This is a genomic window from Nitratireductor sp. GZWM139, from assembly GCF_030068685.1.
Classification (GTDB): Bacteria; Pseudomonadota; Alphaproteobacteria; order Rhizobiales; family Rhizobiaceae; genus Nitratireductor; species Nitratireductor aquimarinus.
Map to the genome: position 1 here is coordinate 310930 of NZ_JAMQML010000001.1, position 19340 is coordinate 330269.

Sequence of the window (19340 nt, forward strand, 5' to 3'; positions counted from 1 at the left end):
AGACAACAATAAGAACAGAGGAAGCCGCCCATGATGCGTCAATACGAGCTTGTCGAGCGTGTTCAACGCTACAAGCCGGACGTCAATGAGGCGCTACTCAACAAGGCCTATGTCTACGCAATGCAGAAGCACGGTCATCAGCGCCGCGCCTCTGGCGATCCCTATTTTTCACATCCTCTGGAAGTTGCCGCCATCCTGACCGACATGCATCTGGACGAGGCGACCATTGCTGTCGCCCTCCTGCATGACACGATCGAGGATACGAGCGCGACCCGCGCCGAGATCGATGAACTGTTCGGCCCCGATATCGGCAAGCTCGTCGAGGGTTTGACCAAGCTGAAGCGTCTCGATCTCGTTTCCAAGAAGGCGCATCAGGCAGAAAACCTGCGCAAGCTTCTGCTCGCCATTTCCGACGATGTGCGCGTGCTTCTGGTGAAGCTCGCTGACCGTCTGCACAACATGCGCACGCTCGATCACGTGCCCGAGCACAAGCGGCTCCGGATCGCCGAAGAGACCATGGACATCTATGCGCCGCTGGCCGGCCGCATGGGCATGCAGGACATGCGCGAGGAGCTTGAAGAGCTCGCCTTCCGCCACATCAATCCCGAAGCGTTTCGCGCGGTGACGGAGCGGCTGGCGGAGTTCTTCGAGCGCAATCGCGGGGTCATCAAGGCCATTGAAGAGGCGCTGTCGCACCTCTTTACCGAACACCAGATCGAGGCGACGGTGAAGAGCCGCCAGAAGAAGCCCTGGTCGGTGTTCCGCAAGATGGAGACGAAGGCGCTTTCCTTTGAGCAGCTGTCGGACATTTTCGGTTTCCGCGTGCTCGTCGATACGGTCGAAGACTGTTACCGGGCGCTGGGCGTCATCCACTCCACTTGGTCGATGGTGCCGGGGCGCTTCAAGGACTACATCTCCACGCCCAAGCAGAATGACTACCGGTCTATCCATACGACGATTGTCGGGCCGTCGCGCCAGCGCGTGGAACTGCAGATCCGCACCTATGACATGCACGGCATTGCCGAATACGGTGTTGCCGCGCATTCGATCTACAAGGATTTCGGCGGCAAGGTGAACGGCGCGGATCACCGCATCTCGCGCGACACCAATGCCTATGCCTGGCTGCGGCGCACCATCGAGGCGCTGTCTGAGGGCGATACGCCGGAAGACTTCCTCGAAAACACCAAGCTGGAACTGTTCCAGGACCAGGTTTTCTGTTTCACGCCCAAGGGGCGGCTGATTGCGTTGCCGCGCGGGGCAACGCCCATCGACTTTGCCTATGCGGTCCACACCGAGGTGGGCGACACCTGTGTCGGCGCGAAGGTCAATGGCCGGATCATGCCGCTCATGACCGAGCTGAAGAACGGTGACGAAGTGGAGATCATCCGCTCCAAGGCGCAGGTGCCGCCGGCGGCGTGGGAATCGGTCGTTGTCACCGGCAAGGCGCGCGCCGCCATCCGCCGCGCCACGCGAAACGCGATCCGCAAACAGTATTCCGGTCTCGGCGCGCGCATTCTCGAGCGCGCCTTCGAGCGGGCCGAAAAGACCTTTTCGCGCGATGCGCTGAAGCCGGTGCTGCACCGGCTCGGTCGGCAGGATGTGGAGGATGTTCTGGCTGCGGTCGGGCGCGGGGAGCTTTCCTCGCAGGACGTGGTTCGCGCCGTGTTCCCCGACTACAAGGACGAGCGCGTCACGCAGGCCCCCAAGGAGCGCGAGGAGGGCTGGTTCAACCTGCGCAATGCGGCGGGCATGCTGTTCCAGATCCCCGGCCGCTCTTCGCGCAAGGCCAAGCGCACCACGCGCGATGCTTCAGGCGAAACCCCGCAGGGCAGCGCTGTGCCGATTCGCGGCGTGACGGGCGATCTGCCGGTCAGCTTCGCGCCTGAAGGGGCGGTGCCGGGCGACCGCATTGTCGGCATTCTTCAACCCGGTTCCGGCATCACCATCTATCCGATCCAGTCGCCGGCGCTCACCGCGTTCGACGATCAGCCGGAGCGGTGGATCGATGTGCGCTGGGACATTGACGAGCACATGAAGGAGCGCTTCCCGGTCCGCATGTCCGTCACGGCCATCAACGAGCCCGGCTCGCTGGCCGAGATCGCGCAGGTGGTGGCCTCAAACGATGCCAACATCCACACGCTTGCCATGGAGCGCACCGCGCCCGATTTCACCGAAATGCTGTTCGATCTCGAGGTCTGGGACCTGAAGCATCTCAATCGGCTGATTTCGCAACTCAAGGAAATCACGAGCGTGAGCGATGCGCACCGCGTGAACGGCTGATCGCACGGGCGGGGCAAGGCATCACAATGTTGCGGCCCGCTGTCCGATGGTGGTGGGGCATGCGCCAATAGGCGGTTGCGCCGCCCCGACAGTCAGCAAAATGGCCCGCCCGTCTGCAAATTGGTTACTTGCGGCGCGGCCGGGGTGAATTGACCCGACCAGCGCTCATGAACAACGTGCCGAATGCGCTGTTTCTGGCAAGATACGCCTTTGGCGAGACTGGGAGTAGGCGGGGTGATCGCGGTTTTCACCCTGATCGTTTTGCTGTTCTACCCAATGCCTGGGGCCAGCGCACACCCGGCTCCCGAGATGGCAACCGCAAGCGTGATTGCAGTCGCCGCTGATCATGGGCCGGAGGGCTATGCTCATGATGACGTGGATGCCTCCGCTCAGGATTGCTGCGCTCTTCACTGCATGCCCATGGGGCAGTCATCTTTCCATGCCATCCGGCCTGTGCGCTTCGCCGCGTGTCTGGCCGCTGATCCGGCAGAAAACATCTGCGCCTTTCAGGCTAAACGATTGCTCAAGCCGCCCCGTCAAAACCTCTCCTGAACATTCTCCCCGCGCGATCTGAACGCCTCACGCATCGCCGTGCGTTCGTCCGGGCGCGGGGAGGAACGCTCCTTCTGTTCAAGAGAGGCTGATATGAAAGCTCTACTGCATTTCGACAGTGGCGGGATCAAGCGCGCCGCCCGGCCGTTACGCTCCGCCCTTTCAAAGCTGCATCTCGTCGCCCGCCGTGCGGAGCTGACGGGCGCATATCCAGACCGGCAAAGCGCCGTGCGCGCAGCGCCGGGCTGGGCGCTGACCGATTACGATCACGAAGTGGTCGTGCCCGTTGCGCTCGACAAGATGAGCCGGGTCATTGACTGGGATTACCCGATCCTCTTCTGGCTCGAACGGGAGCTGCGCGCACGCAATGGCGCGCCGTTGCGCCTGCTGGATGCCGGTGGGCATGTGGGCACCAAGTTCCGTGCCTTTCGTGACCTTCTGGATCTCTCACGGGTGCAATGGCAGGTCTATGAACTGCCGGCGATGGTGAAGGCGGGAAGGGAGATGGCGGTTTCCGAAGGTCTGGAGGCGCAACTCTCGTTTTGCGATTGCCTTGAGGAAATAGAAGAAGCGGACATCCTGCTTTGCTCGGGACTGCTGCAATATCTGGATATGCCGTTTCCCGATTTCGTCAAAAGCCTGCCTGCGCGGCCAAGGGTGATTCTTCTCAACAAGGTCGCCTTAAGGGAAGGGCCTTCGGTCTACACGCTGCAGCGTGGCGGGCCGACCTATCTGCCCTACCATATCCGCAACAAGGCCCGCTTTCTGGATGATCTGGAGGCGCTCGGTTATCAGGTCGTCGACAGCTGGCGTATCCAGTATCTGGCGCATCAGGTTGCGAGTCACCCTGAACTCGGCTGGAGCGAGAGCCGCGGCTACATGCTTCAGGACAGGAACATGGCGCGCGTTTCATAGCCGCGCGTCATGCGGTCACTGATTGATCGGCGGCGTCAAAATTCTGCCGTTTCAGGCGCTTAGAACAATTGCGTTTCCGGCCATCTCTTCGGAAGCGCAATTGGTCGAGTGGTTGCCCTTGCCCCATCTGTCTCAGCTTGCCTATATCGATGCACAAACCGGTTTGCGGGAACGCGCCGTTAAGGAGGTCGGTCTTATAGGATCGGAGTGCTGGGGGAGAAGCATGTTGGCATTCGGGGGTGCGGTGTAGTCGCGATGTTGTTTCGACGTAGAAAACCTGCCGATTTATGGGAAAAGACGCGAACCCTCGTTTGGCCGCGTCGGTCTTTCTGGCGATCCGCACAATATTTCGTAAAGCGGGCCCTTCGGCTCACGGCAACGCCGCATGCCATCGCAGCCGGCGTTGCGGCAGGCGTTTTTGCGTCCTTCACGCCCTTCATGGGCTTTCACTTTTTCATCGCCGCCGGTCTGGCCTGGTGCCTGGGCGGAAACCTTGTCGCCTCGGCCATCGGCACCGCCATTGGAAATCCGCTGACATTCCCCTTCATCTGGGGCGCGACGCTCGAGACCGGGCGCATGATCCTCTACGGCGGCGATATTCCTCAGGGAGCGCCCATCCATCTGGGCAAGATGCTGAGCCATCTCGAATTCTCGCAGCTCTGGGAGCCACTCCTGAAGCCCATGTCCATCGGCGCTCTGCCGCTCGGGATCAACTTCGCTCTGGTCTTCTATTTTCTGACACGCTGGGCGGTTTTCGGGTTTCGTGAGCAGCGCCGCAAACGCCTTGCCGAGCGCGCGCGCCGCAGGGCGAACCAGCAGGCCTTTGGTGCAGGGACGGCAACAAGTTCATGATTATCGGTATCGGAAGCGACCTGATCGACATTCGGCGCGTCGCAAAAACGCTCGATCGCTACGGCGAACGGTTCACGCAGCGTGTGTTTACAGAGGTGGAGCGCGCGAAGTCTGACAAGCGCCGCGAGCGTGCTGCCTCCTACGCCAAGCGCTTCGCAGCCAAGGAAGCCTGCTCCAAGGCGTTGGGCACGGGCATTTCGCGCGGTGTCTTCTGGCGCGAAATGGGCGTCGTGAACCTGCCGGGCGGCAAGCCGACCATGGAGCTTTCCGGACGCGCGCGCGAGCACGCCATGAACATGACGCCGCCTGGAATGAAAGTGCTTGTCCATTTGACCATTACCGACGACTTTCCGCTGGCTCAGGCCTTCGTGATTATCGAGGCGGTTCCCGACACGGGAAACTGAGGCTGAAAACTGCGCAAGGGAGCGTTGTCGCATTGCCGCCGCCTTTCTGGCGCGATAAGACCGTGCCGAAACAGTCGAACCGAGGAAGTAATGAGCGTGGCTGACAAGACGAAGAAGAAATCGGGCGGGGCAGGCGAGACGGTGAGCGTGATCGTCCAGGCGCTTATTCTGGCGCTGGTTATCCGCACCTTCTTTTTTCAGCCATTCTCCATTCCATCGGGCTCGATGCGTCCGACCCTGCTTGAAGGCGACTATTTGTTCGTCACCAAGTGGGCTTACGGTTATTCACGCCATTCGCTGCCGTTCTCGCCGCCGCTGTTCTCCGGCCGTATCTGGGCGTCCGAGCCCGAGCGCGGCGATGTGGTGGTGTTCAAATTCCCGCCGAACCCGTCCATCGATTACATCAAGCGTGTGGTTGGCCTGCCGGGCGACAAGATCCAGATGCGCGATGGTGTTCTCTTCATCAATGATGAGCCGGTGCAGCGCGAGAAGCTTGGCCAGATCACCGATCCCGACATCACGGAGATGGACCGCCCGGTCGATGTCTATCGCGAGACCCTGCCCAATGGCGTTTCCTACGAGACGCTGGACCTGACGGAGAACGGCGTGGGCGACAACACGCGCGAGTTCGTGGTTCCTGAAGGCCATTACTTCATGATGGGCGACAACCGCGACAACTCCGCCGACAGCCGTTTCTCGGTCGGTTTCGTGCCGGCTGAAAACCTGGTGGGCCGCGCCAATGTGATCTTCTTCTCCATCGCCGGCGGTGCAAGTCCGCTTGAGCTGTGGCGCTGGCCGTCGGAAGTGCGCCCGTCGCGCATTCTCAACTGGGTCGACTGAGCCTTGCCAAAAACCATGGCTGTCAAACGACTGCGCGGACCCCAGCTCGTCGCTGAGGTGTCCCGGCGCACCGGGTTTGCTTACAAGGACGCCGCGCTGGTCGAGGAAGCGATGACGCATTCCAGCGCGCGCGGTCGCGCGGGCGTGGATTATCAGCGTCTTGAATTTCTCGGCGACCGGGTTCTCGGACTGGCCGTTGCCGAACTGCTCTTCGAGAGCTTTCCCAAAGCGCCGGAAGGTGAACTCTCGGTGCGCCTCAATGCGCTGGTGAATGCCGAGACGCTGGCCGAAGTCGCCGACGAACTGGATATCAGCCCGCTGATCCATATGGGCAGCGATTTGCGTGGGGCTGCGACACGCAAACAGATCAATCTGCGCGCCGATGTGATGGAAGCCCTGATTGCGGTCGTCTTCCTGGAAGCGGGGATCGACGCGGCCCGCACATTCGTTCGCACCCATTGGGGATCGCGCGCGCGGGCCAAGGGCGCTGACCGACGCGATCCCAAGACAGCGCTGCAGGAATGGGCGCATCAGGTTGCTGGCGTCACGCCAGCCTATAGTGTTGACGATCGGCAGGGACCGGATCACGATCCGGTCTTCTCGGTCGCCGTAAAGATCAAGGGTTATGACCCCGCATTCGGCAAGGGACGCTCCAAGCGCGAAGCCGAGCAGGCGGCGGCCACGACCATGCTGGAGCGCGAAGGCGTCTGGCATAGAAACGAGAACGTATCATGAGTGAAGACATATCGATCGACAGCCCGCAGGGTGAAACCCGCTCCGGATTCGTGGCGCTGATCGGCGCGCCGAATGCCGGCAAATCGACGCTGCTCAATCAGCTCGTGGGCGCAAAAGTGTCCATCGTCACTCATAAGGTGCAGACGACCCGCGCCATCGTGCGCGGCATCGCCACCCATGAGAGTGCGCAGATCGTGTTCATCGACACGCCGGGCATCTTCAATCCGCGTCGCACGCTCGACCGCGCCATGGTCACCACCGCCTGGGGTGGGGCCAAAGACGCCGATGTGGTGGCGTTCCTCATCGATGCCGAACGCGGCATCAAGGGAGATGCGGCAGCCATTCTTGAAAAGCTCAAGGACGTCGCTCAGCCCAAGATCCTCATCCTCAACAAGGTCGACCGCGTGAAGCGCGAAACCCTTCTTGAGCTGGCGGCAAAGGCCAATGAGGCGGTGGCGTTCGAGCGCACCTTCATGGTCTCGGCGCTGCAGGGCTCGGGCTGCGATGACCTGCTTTCCTATTTCGCCGAAACGCTGCCGGTCGGTCCCTGGTACTATCCGGAAGACCAGATTTCGGATCTGCCGATGCGCCAGCTCGCTGCCGAGATCACGCGCGAGAAGCTGTTTCTGCGGCTGCATCAGGAAGTGCCTTACGCCATCCATGTGGAGACGGAGAAATGGGAGGAGCGCAAGGACGGGTCCGTGCGCATCGACCAGGTCGTCTATGTGGAGCGCGACAGCCAGAAGAAAATCGTGCTCGGCCACAAGGGCTCGGCCATCCGTGCCGTCGGACAGGCCGCGCGTGAGGAAATCGCTGATATTCTCGAGCAGAAGGTTCATCTCTTCCTGTTCGTGAAGGTGCGCGAAGGCTGGGGCAATGACCCAGAGCGCTACCGCGAGATGGGGCTTGAATTCCCGTCCTGACGGGAGGACAGTGGCCGCATGGAATGGCGCGACGAAGGGATCATTCTGGGCGCCAGAAAGTATGGCGAGACGAGCGTCGTCCTTGAAACGATGACGGCGGCACATGGCCGTCATCTGGGGCTGGTGAAGGGCGGCCGGTCACGCCGCATGCAGCCACTCCTGCAGCCGGGCAATCGTGTTGATCTCGTCTGGCGCGCCCGGCTTGAAGAGCATCTCGGCGCGTTTCAGGTTGAACCTCTCGAGCTCAACGCCGCGCGATTGCTCGCCTCGGCCGTCGCCATTCACGGCATCCAGCTTCTCGCCGCACATCTGCGGCTCATGCCCGAGCGCGACGCGCATGCGGGGCTCTACGAAACACTCAAGGTCATCACGGCGCATCTGGACGAGCCCGAGATTGCCGGGCCGCTGATGGTGCGGTTCGAGCTGGCGCTTCTGGACGAGCTGGGTTTCGGGCTGGATCTTGGAAAATGCGCGCTAACGGGAAGCCGCGAAGGGCTGGCCTATGTCTCGCCCAAATCCGGGCGTGCGGTGACGCAGGAGGCCGGAACGCCGTGGCGCGACAAGCTTTTGCCATTGCCGGCTTTTCTGACCACGCGGAACACGGCGGAGACGACGCGCGAAGCGCTCGATGACGCCTATAGGCTGACCGGCTTCTTCTTTCATCGCAATGTATACGAGCCGCGCGGCATGGAAGAGCCCGATGCGCGCGGCGGTTTTCTGATGGCGCTGGCCCGTAGCGCCGAGCGCGCCACGGACTGAACTTCGTTTATTCTGCCGGGGCGAGGGACGGGCGCGTAACAGCGGCTTCCCGGATCGGCATGTGCACCACGGCAGCGAACAGGCCGAGCAGAACGCCAAGCCACCACACGGGATCGTAGCTGCCGAAAATGTCGTAGAGATAGCCGCCGAGCCAGACGCCCAGGAAGGAGCCGACCTGGTGGGAGAAGAACACGATCCCGCCCAGAAGCCCCAGATGGCCCGTGCCGAACATGATCGCCACCAGACCGTTCGTCGGGGGCACGGTGGAGAGCCATAAAAGCCCCATGACGATGGCGAAGATGATGACGCTTGTGGGTGTCTGGGGCAGGAGCAGGAAGGCCGTCACCGCGATGGAGCGCGCGATATAGATCAGCGACAGGAAGCCCGGCTTTGAATAGCGTTGACCGATATAGCCGGACGCCAGAGAGCCGATAATGTTGAAAAAGCCGATCAGCGCCAGCGCGATTACCGCATAGCGCGCATCAATGCCGATGTCGCCGATATAGGCGGGGAAGTGCGCGGTGATGAAGGCGACCTGAAAACCGCAGACGAAGAAGCCCGCAACCAGCAGAAGAAAACTGCGATGGCCGAAAGCCTCGCGCAACGCTTCGCCGATGGTCTGCTTGAAGATCTCGGCGCTGTTTCTGGCGGTGGCGGCATTGCCGACGAGCGGGATTGCCAGAAGCGGCACCACCAGCATGGCTATGCTCATATAGACAAGCGTGTCCGACCAGCCGAATGCATCAATCAGCCCCTGACTGATCGGGGCGAAGACGAACATGCCGGCGGAGCCGGCGGCTGTCGCCAGACCGAAGATCAGGCTGCGCTTGTTGGCAGGCGTGCTGCGCGCGAAGGCCGCAAGAATGATGCCGAAGGAGCCGCCCGCGACGCCGAGCCCCACAAGCACGCCACCGCCGATATGCAGCATGGCTTCGCTGGTGGGCATCGACATCATCAGAAGACCGGCAGCGTAGATCACCGCAGAAAGCGCCAGAACCCGCCAGGTTCCAAACCGGTCTGCTATCGCGCCGAAGATCGGCTGACCGACGCCCCAGAGCAGGTTCTGGATCGCCATGGCAAGGCCGAATGTGGTGCGGTCCCAGCCGGTTTCGGCCAGAAGCGGGAGCTGAAAGAAGCCCATCGCCGAACGCGGGCCGAAGTTCAGCGCCGCGATCAGACACCCGCAGACAACCACCAGCCAGGGAAAAGAGGGCTGGCCGGCATCCCGGCTGGTGCTTTGCTGTGTCATGGGAGTTTTCGCCTTGCGCTTCCAGTGTGGGAGGACGTTTCGGCGTGCAACCTAGCTCAGCAGTGCAACTGTTTTAATCGACAAATTGTGCACGAAAGATCAGTTTTTCTCATAATTTAGCTGGCGTCATGGGAATAAACCGGCGGACAGAAGCGTTGATGTAAAAGAAGCATCAGGACCCGTCCGAAAGACGGGCAGGGGGCATGGACGGCAGACGAAAGGCGATTGTCGGCGAGATACCGGGGCTCCGGCGCTATGCGCGCGCGCTCATGCATGATGCCGATGCCGCCGACGATCTCGTGCAGGACTGTCTGGAGCGCGCTTTTCTGCGGCTCGACAACTGGCAGACCGGCACGTCGCCGCGCCGATGGCTCTTCACGCTGATGCACAATCTATTCGTGGATGGCGTCCGCGCGCGCAAACGGCGTGGCGAGGTGTCCGATCAGGTGGCATTCGATGCGCCGGATCTGTCGAGCGCGCCGGAACAGAATGGCGTTCTTGATCTGCGCGACGTGCTCGACGCCCTTCAGGACGTGGCGCCCGAGCGGCGCGCCGCCATTCTGCTGGTCGGCGTGGAGGGCATGAGCTACGCCGAGGCTGCACAGGTTCTGGACATTCCGACCGGAACGCTTATGTCGCGCGTGGCGCGCGGGCGGCAGGATCTGCGTGACGTGCTCGATCTTGCGCGGCGGCGGCGCATTCTCAAGGCGGTGGAATGATGACGCAACGCAGCTTTGATGAGAGAGACATCCACCTTGCGCTCGATGGCGAGTTGCCGGCCGAGGACATGGCTGCCTATGAAGCCTGGCTCATGGCGCGACCCGACATGCGGGCGCTCAGCGCGCGCTATGCTTCCGACCGTGCGCTTCTGCGCGAGACGCTCTCGGGGCTCGCCGGTGAGGAGCCGCCGCAGCGATTATCTGATGTGGGGCTGGGAGCCGGTCGACGCAAAAGCCCGGCGCGCCGCCGCAGCATGGTTGCAGCGGCTGCCGCGCTGCTTCTGGCAGTGGGGGCGAGTGCCGGATATTGGGCAGGGCGCACAGGCTTCAATGGTGCAGAAACGCTTGCCACGCTTGAAGTCGTGGGGCAGGCGGTCGCGGCGCATCAGGTTTATGCGTCGGAAAAACTGCATGTGGTCGAGGTTGGGGCGAGTGATCGCAACCATCTGGTCGGCTGGCTTTCAAATCGCGTGGGCACGCAGCTTGTTGCACCTGATCTGCGACCGGAGGGTTTCGACCTCATGGGCGGACGGCTTCTGCCTTCGGGCGACAAGACGGCCGCGCAGTTCATGTATGAAGACCCGGAAGGCGAGCGGATTTCTCTTTATGTCGCGCACTGCCTTCAGGATGAGAAAACAGGCTTCCGCCTGTTCGAGGAGGAGGGTAGCCGCGCCTTCTACTGGCATGAAAACGGGTTTTCCTACACCGTGGCCGGTGCGATCCCGCAAGCGCAGCTGCTGGAGCTGGCGAATGCCACCTATCGCCAGCTGATCGCCGGCAGGTGATGCCGGGTTGGTTGCCCTGAAGAAAAGGCGTTCCACCCATCCTGTGAACGGGTGGAACGGTTTGGTTCAGCCTTTTGCAAGAGCCTTTGTGGCGCCGCCGGAGGCGGGCTTCTTGCTGTCGAGCGGCAGGTAATGCACATCGCGCTGCGGGAAGGGAATGGAAATGCCCTTCTCGTCGAAGGCCTGCTTGGCCGCCTTCGTCATGTCGAGGCGCGTCTGCCACCAGTCGGCGGTCGAGGTCCAGTAGCGCAGCGTGACGGCCACGGCGCTGTCGCCAAGTTCGGACACGTAGGTCACCGGTTCCTGATCTTTCAGAATGCGCTCGTCGGCAGCGGCCAGATCCATCATGGTCTGCTGCGCCAGATCGATGTCGTCGCCATAGCCGATGCCGATCACCAGGTCGTTGCGGCGGCGCGAGTTGCGCGAATAATTGGTGACCGAGGTGTTCCACAGCGAGCTGTTGGGCGCGAGAATGTAGAGGCCGTCGACGGTCTTCATTTCCGTGGCGAAGAGGCCAATGGCCTGGATGGTGCCGGAAATGCCGCTGGCTTCCACGAACTCGCCGACCCGGAAGGGTTTCAGGACCAGCAGCATGATGCCGGCCGCCACATTCTGGAGCGTGCCCTGAAGTGCAAGGCCAATTGCGATGCTGGCGGCGCCCAGCGCTGCAATGATGCTGGCGGTTTGCACGCCAAACTGGGCGAGTACCGTGACGCCGACGAGAACCAGAACCGCATAGCGGGCGACCTGGGACAGGAAGCTGGTGAGCGTGGCGTCGAAGGAGCGGAAATGCTCGAGCGTGCGGCGCACCCATTTTTCGACCATGCCCGCGACGATGAAGCCGGCAATGATGAGAATGATGGCGCCGAGAATCGAGAAGGCGTAGGAAACAGCGAATGCGCTGACCTCCGCCCAGGCCGCCTGGGCAGCGGTCGTGATGGTCTCAGTTTTAAATTCCATTGTGGGGGACGTCTCCGTGCCATTGTGGTCGTTTGCGGCGTGCGAGGGCTGGAAGAAACTTGCCCTCCCTTTGTGTGCGGCGCGCCGTGAGCGGCCGACAGGTGCTCGACTGCGAAAGCCGGCGAACACCCGTGTCTAACAAGCCTTGCATCCGGCTGTAAATCCGGCGTGACAGGGAGGAGAATACAAAGCCGGCTGCTTAGCCCTGCCGGCCAAGCTCGATTTCCGCAAAGCGCGCGAGGAAGGCTTCCTGCGCCAGTCTGGGCGGCTGGGGGGCGATTGCGATGCCTTCCGGTGGCATGCCGCGCGGGCGGCCGAAAAACTTCGCCGCTTCGGGAACCTCAAAACCCGCCAGTTGCGTCGCTTCGTAGAAGGCGGCGATCTGGTCGGCGCGTTTGATGGCCTTTTTCAGCTTTTGCGAGAGGTCGGGCGGAAGCGAGAAGCGCAGATGGATGGCTGTCTGAAGCCGCTTCTCGACGGATTTGTAATCATCGCCCAGCGTTGCCTTGAAGGGCGAGATCATGTCGCCGATCACATATTCCGGGGCATCGTGCAGAAGCGCGGCGAGCGCATGGTCCGGCGTTGCGTCGCCCGAAAGCTGGCTGAAGATCTCTTCCACGAGAAGGGAATGCTGCGCGACGGAATAGGCGTGGTCACCCCTTGTCTGCCCGTTCCAGCGCGCGACACGCGCAAGCCCGTGTGCGATGTCGATGATCTCGACGTCAAGCGGCGAGGGATCGAGCAGATCGAGGCGGCGGCCGGAAAGCATCCGCTGCCAGGCGCGCATTCCGGTCTTTGCCGTCGGGGCCGCCATCAGCCCGCATCTCCGTCACCGGCCGGAAAGGTGAACGTCGCCCAAGCCGGAATGGCGAGGATCACTTCGGTTTCGCCTGCGGTGATCGGGTTGCCGGCGTCCATCGCGTCCTTCACCCGGTCGATCCGGGCGATGGCGAGCGCCTGATTTCCGGACACGGTTCCAAGCGCGCCCAGCGGCTTGCCGCCTGCCCTGAGCTCGGTTCCGGCGGCGGGCAGGTCTTTATCGGCCTGAGCGATCAGAAGCCTGCGGCGCGCGGTGCCGCGATGATGCATGCGCGAGACGACTTCCTGACCGACATAGCAGCCCTTCCTGAGGCCGACGCCGCCATTCTGGTCGAAAAGCACATCATGGGGAAAAGCGTCGCCGAGTTCGTAGTCGCTGCCGCTTTCTGCAACGGCATGGGCGATCCGCAGGCGGTCCAGATCCTCGACGCCGGCATCCTGTGCGGGCGCATCTCCATAGTGTCGGTAGACCGTGATGGTCTCGGGGAAACGTCGGTCGATTACGGTTGAATCACTGTATGAAGAACCAGAATCACTTTCCCATGAAACAGAGATAACACTCTGTTCAGGCGAGGAAATCTGAGCCTTGGCGCGCAGCTTGTAGAGCGTGAGGCGCTTGACCAGATCTGCTGCAATATCGGCCCGGCATTCGATGCGGAATGCTTCGTCGCCCGCCCTTGAGATCAGGAAATCGAACAGGATCTTGCCCTGCGGCGTCAAAAGCGCCCCGGGGCGACACTCACCGGAGCAAAGCTTTGCGAGGTCCGTGGTGATCACGTTTTGCAGAAAATGTTCGGCCTCGGGGCCCTCAAGCGTGAAGAGCGCGCGATTGTCGAGATGGCAGGTCGGCATGGCTGATCCGGGGAAGATTCTAGATAGGGCCTGCCCTCTAGCTAGGATGCTTTTGCGCTGGCGACAACCCGGCTTCTTTGTCTGGGGCCGTGCCCAGGGCCCTGACCCTAGCGCCCGGTCTTTTCACGCAACCGCGCCGCCGCTTCGGCGAGCGTTCTCGCGCTTTTCGCGCTCAGCCCGCCATCCTGATAATCACGGCGGATCGCATCTTCGATTTCATCGGCGATGCTGTCGAGGGAGGGGCCTCTGTCGGTTCCTTGAGCACTTCGGTGATCGAACAGATTGATCCATTGGTCCGTGTCGCGGCCAAAGCGCATCAGGCGATCCAGATAGATTTCCGCACTGCCATCGCGCGACAGAAGGCCAAACAGGCCCGCAGCCAGCGAGAGCGGGCTCATGACCACGTCGCGAAGACCATCGGCCATCAGCTTGACCTGAAAGAGAACCACGCGGCGCACGAGCCGCGTTCGTTGGCCCGAGCTTTTGGAAGTTGCAAAAGCACCGGCTCGAGGCTGCGCCATCCCGTTCATGCGTTCCTCCCTGAAACTCAATTGGATATGGGGGCGCAGTGCCCGATTGCAAGAAATGCGGTCTTCGCTTGCAGTCAGTCTCCGGCGACGAAGAAGGACCAGCGCCCCTCAGGCGTGATGCCCACACGATAGAAGATGTAAGCGCCGAAGCTCTTCATGTCTTCGTAGTCGCCGGCCGTGACGAGCGTGAAGAGTTCCACACGTTGCTTCTTGTCGAGCGTTTCCAGCGGCAGGGCGAAGAAATAGGGCCAGACATACATTTCCTGCGGCGTGCCCTGATCGAGATGCACATAACCCGCCTGCAGAACCTCCAGCAGGATTGCGAGGATTTCCTGACCTTCCTCGTCGCCCGATAACTCCAGAAGATGCTCAAGCGGGTCGCCCTCCAGAACGCCCAGCGAGAGGCGCGTTCCGGTTTCGCTGTTGCCGATCAACGGGCGCAGCTGTTCGAGGTCGCCGCTCTTGGTCGCTTCAACGATCAGGCCATGCATGCGGCGCACGGGTTCGGGCAGCTGCTCCAGATCGTACTGAACCTGAGGGATATCCTTGCCGATCTCGGTGTCAGGACGCACCGTGTCGCGCAGGGGGGTGTCCTTCAGGGGCGTCGCCCCCTCTGCATCGCCGGGCGTTTCACTGTTTCCGGCAGGCATGCGGATGGGCGGGGGAAGCGGAACACGCTCCACGCTGTCGGTGTCTGCTTCTTCTTCCGCTGCCGGTGCCTCATGCAGTTCGCTCAGCGCCAGCGCCGGGGTGGCGGCCCCCATGGTCAGCAGCAGCGCTACCGGTCCGGCCAGAAGTCGCCATCCGGGCCCGGCCAGCGACAGCGGGGTTGCAAGGCTCTGAACGTTCAGGAGATGCCGCATCATTATCAGGTCTCAGTTTCCGTAGCGCTGCACGATTTCTTCGGACAGGCGCGAACCTTCTTCCATATACCGGTCAATGGCGGCCAGAGCCTGCGCCGTGCACTTCTCATAGGTGCCGGCGAAGGAGCGGTAGCCATGATTGAAGCTGGCGATCAGCTTTTCGCGGCGATCCGGCGTCGGCGTTTCCGTTTCGAGAAGCGCTTCCATCTTCTCGCGCCATGCTCCGGATTTCTCGCCGCACAGGTTGCGCAGATAATGGACGGAGCCGATCACCTCCGCGAGCTGCAAAAGCGGCTTCTCATAGCTGGCGTCATTGGCCTGCGCGGCAGGTGTCGCCATCACGATCACGGCCAGAAGCCCTGTTCTTACCGATCCTCTACGCATGCCGTGTTGTCACCCAGCGAGCCCCAGACTGTCAAACCCCGTGCTTTTCCAGAGTATGGCACATGGCCTTGAAGAAAGTGGCAAGATTGAGAGCATTCTCCAGGCCATGTTCAAGAGGCGGCCAGGTGTTGCAGTTCTTCAATGATTTCGCGCGTGCTGTCGGTCAGCGGCATGGCGGCGAACGCATCGGCGGAAAACCAGCCGGCTTCGCTTGCATCGTCACCGGCAACCGGCTCACCGGTCATGACCGTGGCGCAGAAGACGGTGAGCCGATAGGTCTTTGCGTCGTCCCCGTTCAGCACGATCTCGCGATAGGGGCTGGCGGTCGTCACGGTCAGTCCGGTTTCCTCCAGAAGCTCGCGGGCCAGCGCCTGTTCGGCGGTTTCGCCCGCCTCCACGCGCCCTCCCGGAAAAGCGAAGTAATCCTTCGCCGGGGCGCGTCCCCGGCGCACCAGAAGAAAGCAACCATTCTTTTGTACTGCGGCCGATACGGCGCGTATTTCCTTTGGTTTAGTCGGCAAAAGCCTTGCATCCTCTCCGTTCATCGCCAAAAGTCCGGCGCTATATTTATGTTCTGATAAGTTGGGGGAACGCAATCATGCAGGCATTGAGGAGCGGAAAACTTGTCGCCGGGCTGGTGGCCATGCTGTCACTTTCGGCGTGCGCAACGCTAAACGAGACCCAGTGCGAAACGGTAAACTGGAGCGATCTGGGGCGCAGCGATGGCGCTGCCGGCCGCAGCACCTCCTACATCCAGCGGCACCGCGAGGCCTGCGTGAAGTACAATCTGCCGGTCGATGAGAACGCGTGGCGTTCGGGCTGGGAAGACGGCATTCGCCGCTACTGCACGCCTGAAAACGGTTTGAGCGTTGGGCGCGAAGGCCGCAGCTATGCCAATTCGTGCCCGGCGCGCATCGCTCCCGGTTTTGAAAACGCCTATCGGGTTGGCAAGCGCGTACACGACGCCCAGTCTGACTACGACCGGCTGAAGAGTGACCTTGAGCGTCTCTATGACGATCTGGAAGATGCGGCCAAGGGCGAGGAACGCCGCAAGGTGCGCAACCGGATTTCGCTGAAAGAGTCGGAGCTGTTCCTCGCCGAGGGCCGCCTGCGCGATGCCCAGCGTCTTTATGATCGCTATCTCTATGAGGAAGGCGGCCGGTACTAGGTCGCCGGTGATCCCGGTATGTGTGGTCGCTTTGCCCTGACATCGACGCCCGACGCGGTGCAGTCGCTTCTGGCGGTAACGGATTTCGAGCCGTTTCCGCCGCGCTACAACATTGCGCCCACACAGCCGATCCTCATGGCAATGTCGGGTCCGACGCGCGCGCCGGGCTCCAATCTCCCGGCGCGGCAGACCATGCTCGTGCGCTGGGGGCTTATCCCGTCCTGGGCGAAGAACCCCGCCGATCTTTCGCTGCTGTTCAACGCGCGCTCCGAGACGGCGGCTGAAAAGGCGTCGTTTCGCACGGCCATGCGCCATCGCCGTACGCTGGTCCCGGCCAACGGCTTCTATGAATGGCGGCGCGTCGGCAGCAAGAAGGCCGAGCCTTACTGGATCAGGCCGAAGCACGGCGGGCTGATTGCGTTTGGCGGGCTCATGGAAAGCTGGTCGGAACCGGGCGGAACCGAAATGGACACCGGCGCGATCCTGACCACCGAGGCGAATGAGGACCTGCGCGGCATCCATCACCGCATGCCGGTGGTGATTCAGCCCGAGGATTTCGAGCGCTGGCTCGACTGCCTCAATCAGGAACCGCGCCACGTGGCCGATCTCCTGAAGCCGGCCCAGCCGGATTTCTTCGAGGCTGTGCCCGTTTCAGACCGGGTCAACAAGGTGGCCAATGTCGGTCCGGACCTTCAGGAGCGTGTGGAGCGCCGTGAAGAGGCGCGCTCCGCGCCCAAACCCCGTGACGATGGCGGGCAGCTCGATCTTTTTTAGAGCATCGGCCCGGAAATCGGAATCGATTTTCGGAAAGCACGATGCGCAGGTTCAATAGGTTAGAGCGTCCTTTGTGCATCCGAATGGACGCACAAAGGACGCTCTAAAACACCGTGCGCAGAAGGTGCACTGCCTCCGCGCCATAGCGATAAACGCCCTCGCGCACGCCACGGAAGGATTGCGTCGTCACATCGCTGACGGGCAGGGGCAGTTCGTCGGTGGAGATGCGGCCCAGAATGAGGTCTGCCAGAGACTTGCCAAACACGGTTCCGGGGCCGATGCCGCGACCGTTGTAACCGGAAAAGCCGATCACATTGTCGCCGAGGCGGTGGAATTTTGGCAAATGGTCGGCGGTCATCCCGATATGGCCATACCAGCAGTTTTCAAACCGCGTGCCTTTGAGTTCGGGGAAAAGCCGCGCAATGGCGCGCTCGGCCCAGGCGCGGTGAATGGCCTGTCCGGCGCCTTTCAGGGCACCGACACTGCCAAAGACCAGCCGGCCCTCGCGGTCCCAGCGGAAGGAGGTCAGGATCTGCTTGGTATCCCATGCGCCCTGACGCCCGGGCAGGATCGTGTCGCGCACGGCCTGCGGCAGCGGCGGGGTGGCGAAGTTGAAATAGGGGAGGTGAACGATCTCCTGCCGGATCTGCGGCCAGGGCGAGTTCGTATAGGCATTGGTGGCGACGATGACATGGCGCGCCGTCAGTGCGCCAGTCGAAGTCTCCAGCCGCCAGTCGCTGCCGCTGCGCTCCGCCTTCGTGACGCGGGAACCGGTGTGAAGGCGTGCGCCGGCATTTTGGGCCGCATGGGCAAGCCCGCGCGCATAGGCGAGCGGCTGGATGGTGCCGGCGCGTTCATCGAGAAGCGCGCCGGAAAAAGTCTGGCTGCCAACCTTCGCACGCGTTTCTTCGCGATCAAGCAGTCTGACCGGCGCACCGCGGGCCTGCCACTGCCGGGCGCGTTCGCCCAGCTGCGCGAGGCCGCTTTCGCCGACAGCGCAATGAAGCGTGCCGACAGGCATCGCCTCGCAGTCCATGCCGTGCTGCGTCGCCAGGTCGAACACCACGCGCGGCGCATCGCCCAGAAGGTCGAGCAGGCGCTCGCCATAGGTTTCGCCGAGAATGCCGGGCAGATCGTCGGGCATCACCCACATGCCTGCATTGACGAGGCCGACATTGCGTCCCGAGCCGCCGAAGCCGATTTCCTCGGCTTCCAGAAGCACCACGTCCGTGCCGGCTTCCGCCAGAAACAGCGCTGCGGACAGCCCGGTGTAACCGCCGCCGACAATGGCGACCTGCGCCCTGGCGTCGCCAGACAGCGTCTCGGTTTGCGGGGCGGGGGGCGCGGTCTTCTCCCACAGGCCGTGGGAAAGCGGGTCGTTCCTCATGATGCGGGCTCATTCAACGCTTGGATTGCCGCGACACTTCACATGCCGATCGCTGGCGATCCAAGCGAAAAATCCGCATCACTTCATGCGAACGTCGCATTGAAGTGGTCAAAACGCGCTACACACCATCCTCACCACCGTTCTCACGGTGTTCGGAGATTGCGCTGCCCCTTGCCACACGCTCCGGCTGTCGCCGGAACAAAACCTCAGTCGGTCTGCGTGTCGTAGGGGTGCTGACGGGGTGCCGGTGCAGGCTTTTCAGACTTGCACTGCAGAGCGGCATTGATCGCTGCCGGACCAACCGCATGATACTGGCTAAGCAGAAGCTTGTCCTGTTCGGCGGTATACTCTGCTGGCTTGTTCATATCGCGGGGCATAACTCTTCCTTGATTCCGCGTTGTCGTCCCTTCCGAGCAGATGGGGACCGAATCCGACAAAATCTTGACAGACCGCCCAGCCGGAAGAAGCATCTTTAAAATTGCCGCATCAGCCTTAACAATTCCTTCACAATGGCCCTGTGCTTGCAATACCTCTTTAGGGCCGCAAAGTCGGCTTTGCTTCTCATCCCCAGCCTTTTGGCTTTCAGCTTT

At 62.0% G+C, this 19340-nt stretch carries 23 protein-coding genes; 13 read left to right on the forward strand and 10 right to left on the reverse strand.

The genetic code is table 11. The features are described from left to right. The first annotated feature begins 30 nt into the window (after window positions 1-30). The 9 genes from NDI72_RS01445 to recO all read left to right on the forward strand — a co-directional run bounded on the left by NDI72_RS01445 (window position 31) and on the right by recO (window position 8260). Complete coding sequence (locus tag NDI72_RS01445; protein WP_113154663.1) at window positions 31-2280, forward strand: RelA/SpoT family protein; 2250 nt, start codon at window positions 31-33, stop codon at window positions 2278-2280. A gap of 234 nt (window positions 2281-2514) precedes the next feature. Next, window positions 2515-2832, forward strand: a complete 318-nt coding sequence (locus NDI72_RS01450) for a hypothetical protein (protein WP_206546608.1) — start codon at window positions 2515-2517, stop codon at window positions 2830-2832. A 93-nt stretch (window positions 2833-2925) separates the two neighbouring features. Then, window positions 2926-3747: a methyltransferase, TIGR04325 family gene (locus tag NDI72_RS01455; RefSeq protein WP_206546609.1), complete on the forward strand. Its 822-nt coding sequence runs from the start codon at window positions 2926-2928 to the stop codon at window positions 3745-3747. A 255-nt stretch (window positions 3748-4002) separates the two neighbouring features. Then, on the forward strand, window positions 4003-4599 hold the full coding sequence (locus NDI72_RS01460) for a DUF2062 domain-containing protein (protein WP_283799351.1): 597 nt from the start codon (window positions 4003-4005) through the stop codon (window positions 4597-4599). Beyond that, the gene (gene acpS / locus NDI72_RS01465; protein WP_113154668.1) at window positions 4596-5003 is read left to right on the forward strand and encodes a holo-ACP synthase; all 408 of its coding nucleotides are present in this window, start codon (window positions 4596-4598) and stop codon (window positions 5001-5003) included. The genes NDI72_RS01460 and acpS overlap by 4 nt, the downstream gene beginning before the upstream one ends. A gap of 90 nt (window positions 5004-5093) precedes the next feature. Continuing rightward, window positions 5094-5843, forward strand: a complete 750-nt coding sequence (gene lepB, locus NDI72_RS01470; protein ID WP_206554744.1) for a signal peptidase I — start codon at window positions 5094-5096, stop codon at window positions 5841-5843. Window positions 5844-5858: 15 nt separating this feature from the next. Further along, a complete protein-coding gene (rnc, locus tag NDI72_RS01475; protein ID WP_206546611.1) occupies window positions 5859-6578 on the forward strand; it encodes a ribonuclease III in 720 nt (239 codons plus the stop codon). Next, window positions 6575-7501 carry a GTPase Era gene (era, locus tag NDI72_RS01480; RefSeq protein ID WP_206547356.1) on the forward strand — a complete coding sequence of 309 codons (927 nt, stop codon included), beginning with the start codon at window positions 6575-6577 and terminating at the stop codon, window positions 7499-7501. Before rnc ends, era begins: the two co-directional genes overlap by 4 nt. An 18-nt stretch (window positions 7502-7519) precedes the next feature. Next, window positions 7520-8260, forward strand: coding sequence for a DNA repair protein RecO (recO, locus tag NDI72_RS01485; protein WP_206546613.1), 741 nt, complete (start codon window positions 7520-7522; stop codon window positions 8258-8260). 7 nt (window positions 8261-8267) lie between these two features. Here the strand turns inward: recO and NDI72_RS01490 are convergent, their stop codons facing one another. Further along, window positions 8268-9509, reverse strand: a complete 1242-nt coding sequence (locus NDI72_RS01490) for an MFS transporter (protein ID WP_206546614.1) — start codon at window positions 9507-9509, stop codon at window positions 8268-8270. A gap of 203 nt (window positions 9510-9712) precedes the next feature. Between NDI72_RS01490 and NDI72_RS01495 the strand changes: the two genes are divergently transcribed. Further along, window positions 9713-10228, forward strand: a complete 516-nt coding sequence (locus NDI72_RS01495; RefSeq protein ID WP_206546615.1) for a sigma-70 family RNA polymerase sigma factor — start codon at window positions 9713-9715, stop codon at window positions 10226-10228. Next, window positions 10225-11013 carry an anti-sigma factor family protein gene (locus NDI72_RS01500; protein WP_283799352.1) on the forward strand — a complete coding sequence of 263 codons (789 nt, stop codon included), beginning with the start codon at window positions 10225-10227 and terminating at the stop codon, window positions 11011-11013. Before NDI72_RS01495 ends, NDI72_RS01500 begins: the two co-directional genes overlap by 4 nt. A 66-nt stretch (window positions 11014-11079) precedes the next feature. Here the strand turns inward: NDI72_RS01500 and NDI72_RS01505 are convergent, their stop codons facing one another. The 7 genes from NDI72_RS01505 to NDI72_RS01535 form a co-directional block, all read right to left on the reverse strand. Further along, entirely contained in the window at window positions 11080-11973 is an 894-nt protein-coding gene (locus tag NDI72_RS01505; RefSeq protein WP_283799353.1) for a mechanosensitive ion channel family protein, read from the reverse strand. 199 nt (window positions 11974-12172) lie between these two features. Continuing rightward, window positions 12173-12787 carry a YfbR-like 5'-deoxynucleotidase gene (locus tag NDI72_RS01510; RefSeq protein ID WP_113154676.1) on the reverse strand — a complete coding sequence of 205 codons (615 nt, stop codon included), beginning with the start codon at window positions 12785-12787 and terminating at the stop codon, window positions 12173-12175. After that, window positions 12787-13644: a CAF17-like 4Fe-4S cluster assembly/insertion protein YgfZ gene (gene ygfZ / locus NDI72_RS01515; protein ID WP_283799354.1), complete on the reverse strand. Its 858-nt coding sequence runs from the start codon at window positions 13642-13644 to the stop codon at window positions 12787-12789. The genes NDI72_RS01510 and ygfZ overlap by 1 nt, the downstream gene beginning before the upstream one ends. Before the next feature lie 107 nt (window positions 13645-13751). Beyond that, on the reverse strand, window positions 13752-14165 hold the full coding sequence (locus NDI72_RS01520) for a hypothetical protein (RefSeq protein WP_283799355.1): 414 nt from the start codon (window positions 14163-14165) through the stop codon (window positions 13752-13754). An 83-nt stretch (window positions 14166-14248) separates the two neighbouring features. Beyond that, window positions 14249-15040 carry a hypothetical protein gene (locus NDI72_RS01525; protein WP_283799356.1) on the reverse strand — a complete coding sequence of 264 codons (792 nt, stop codon included), beginning with the start codon at window positions 15038-15040 and terminating at the stop codon, window positions 14249-14251. Between the two features lie 9 nt (window positions 15041-15049). Next, on the reverse strand, window positions 15050-15421 hold the full coding sequence (locus NDI72_RS01530) for a TIGR02301 family protein (protein WP_113154680.1): 372 nt from the start codon (window positions 15419-15421) through the stop codon (window positions 15050-15052). A 110-nt stretch (window positions 15422-15531) separates the two neighbouring features. Further along, complete coding sequence (locus NDI72_RS01535; protein WP_222473865.1) at window positions 15532-15942, reverse strand: NUDIX hydrolase; 411 nt, start codon at window positions 15940-15942, stop codon at window positions 15532-15534. 77 nt (window positions 15943-16019) lie between these two features. Between NDI72_RS01535 and NDI72_RS01540 the strand changes: the two genes are divergently transcribed. Continuing rightward, entirely contained in the window at window positions 16020-16589 is a 570-nt protein-coding gene (locus tag NDI72_RS01540) for a DUF2799 domain-containing protein (protein ID WP_224873357.1), read from the forward strand. An 18-nt stretch (window positions 16590-16607) separates the two neighbouring features. Then, on the forward strand, window positions 16608-17363 hold the full coding sequence (locus NDI72_RS01545; protein ID WP_206547363.1) for an SOS response-associated peptidase: 756 nt from the start codon (window positions 16608-16610) through the stop codon (window positions 17361-17363). 103 nt (window positions 17364-17466) lie between these two features. Here NDI72_RS01545 and NDI72_RS01550 read toward each other — a convergent pair whose 3' ends face one another. Both NDI72_RS01550 and NDI72_RS01555 read right to left on the reverse strand, forming a co-directional pair. Continuing rightward, complete coding sequence (locus NDI72_RS01550; protein WP_283799357.1) at window positions 17467-18750, reverse strand: NAD(P)/FAD-dependent oxidoreductase; 1284 nt, start codon at window positions 18748-18750, stop codon at window positions 17467-17469. A 206-nt stretch (window positions 18751-18956) separates the two neighbouring features. After that, window positions 18957-19115, reverse strand: a complete 159-nt coding sequence (locus tag NDI72_RS01555; protein WP_162742263.1) for a transcriptional regulator — start codon at window positions 19113-19115, stop codon at window positions 18957-18959. Window positions 19116-19340 lie beyond the last annotated feature (225 nt).

Coding starts and splice junctions, on each gene's coding strand:
- NDI72_RS01460 (WP_283799351.1), top strand. CDS start 4,003: ATGTTGTTTCGACGTAGAAAACCTGCCGATTTATGGGAAAAGACGCGA.
- NDI72_RS01525 (WP_283799356.1), bottom strand. CDS start 15,040: ATGATGCGGCATCTCCTGAACGTTCAGAGCCTTGCAACCCCGCTGTCG.
- ygfZ (WP_283799354.1), bottom strand. CDS start 13,644: ATGCCGACCTGCCATCTCGACAATCGCGCGCTCTTCACGCTTGAGGGC.
- NDI72_RS01530 (WP_113154680.1), bottom strand. CDS start 15,421: ATGCGTAGAGGATCGGTAAGAACAGGGCTTCTGGCCGTGATCGTGATG.
- NDI72_RS01550 (WP_283799357.1), bottom strand. CDS start 18,750: ATGAGGAACGACCCGCTTTCCCACGGCCTGTGGGAGAAGACCGCGCCC.
- NDI72_RS01490 (WP_206546614.1), bottom strand. CDS start 9,509: ATGACACAGCAAAGCACCAGCCGGGATGCCGGCCAGCCCTCTTTTCCC.
- recO (WP_206546613.1), top strand. CDS start 7,520: ATGGAATGGCGCGACGAAGGGATCATTCTGGGCGCCAGAAAGTATGGC.
- NDI72_RS01520 (WP_283799355.1), bottom strand. CDS start 14,165: ATGGCGCAGCCTCGAGCCGGTGCTTTTGCAACTTCCAAAAGCTCGGGC.
- NDI72_RS01500 (WP_283799352.1), top strand. CDS start 10,225: ATGATGACGCAACGCAGCTTTGATGAGAGAGACATCCACCTTGCGCTC.
- NDI72_RS01555 (WP_162742263.1), bottom strand. CDS start 19,115: ATGAACAAGCCAGCAGAGTATACCGCCGAACAGGACAAGCTTCTGCTT.
- NDI72_RS01445 (WP_113154663.1), top strand. CDS start 31: ATGATGCGTCAATACGAGCTTGTCGAGCGTGTTCAACGCTACAAGCCG.
- acpS (WP_113154668.1), top strand. CDS start 4,596: ATGATTATCGGTATCGGAAGCGACCTGATCGACATTCGGCGCGTCGCA.
- NDI72_RS01505 (WP_283799353.1), bottom strand. CDS start 11,973: ATGGAATTTAAAACTGAGACCATCACGACCGCTGCCCAGGCGGCCTGG.
- NDI72_RS01540 (WP_224873357.1), top strand. CDS start 16,020: ATGCAGGCATTGAGGAGCGGAAAACTTGTCGCCGGGCTGGTGGCCATG.
- NDI72_RS01510 (WP_113154676.1), bottom strand. CDS start 12,787: ATGGCGGCCCCGACGGCAAAGACCGGAATGCGCGCCTGGCAGCGGATG.
- NDI72_RS01545 (WP_206547363.1), top strand. CDS start 16,608: ATGTGTGGTCGCTTTGCCCTGACATCGACGCCCGACGCGGTGCAGTCG.
- era (WP_206547356.1), top strand. CDS start 6,575: ATGAGTGAAGACATATCGATCGACAGCCCGCAGGGTGAAACCCGCTCC.
- lepB (WP_206554744.1), top strand. CDS start 5,094: ATGAGCGTGGCTGACAAGACGAAGAAGAAATCGGGCGGGGCAGGCGAG.
- NDI72_RS01495 (WP_206546615.1), top strand. CDS start 9,713: ATGGACGGCAGACGAAAGGCGATTGTCGGCGAGATACCGGGGCTCCGG.
- NDI72_RS01455 (WP_206546609.1), top strand. CDS start 2,926: ATGAAAGCTCTACTGCATTTCGACAGTGGCGGGATCAAGCGCGCCGCC.
- rnc (WP_206546611.1), top strand. CDS start 5,859: ATGGCTGTCAAACGACTGCGCGGACCCCAGCTCGTCGCTGAGGTGTCC.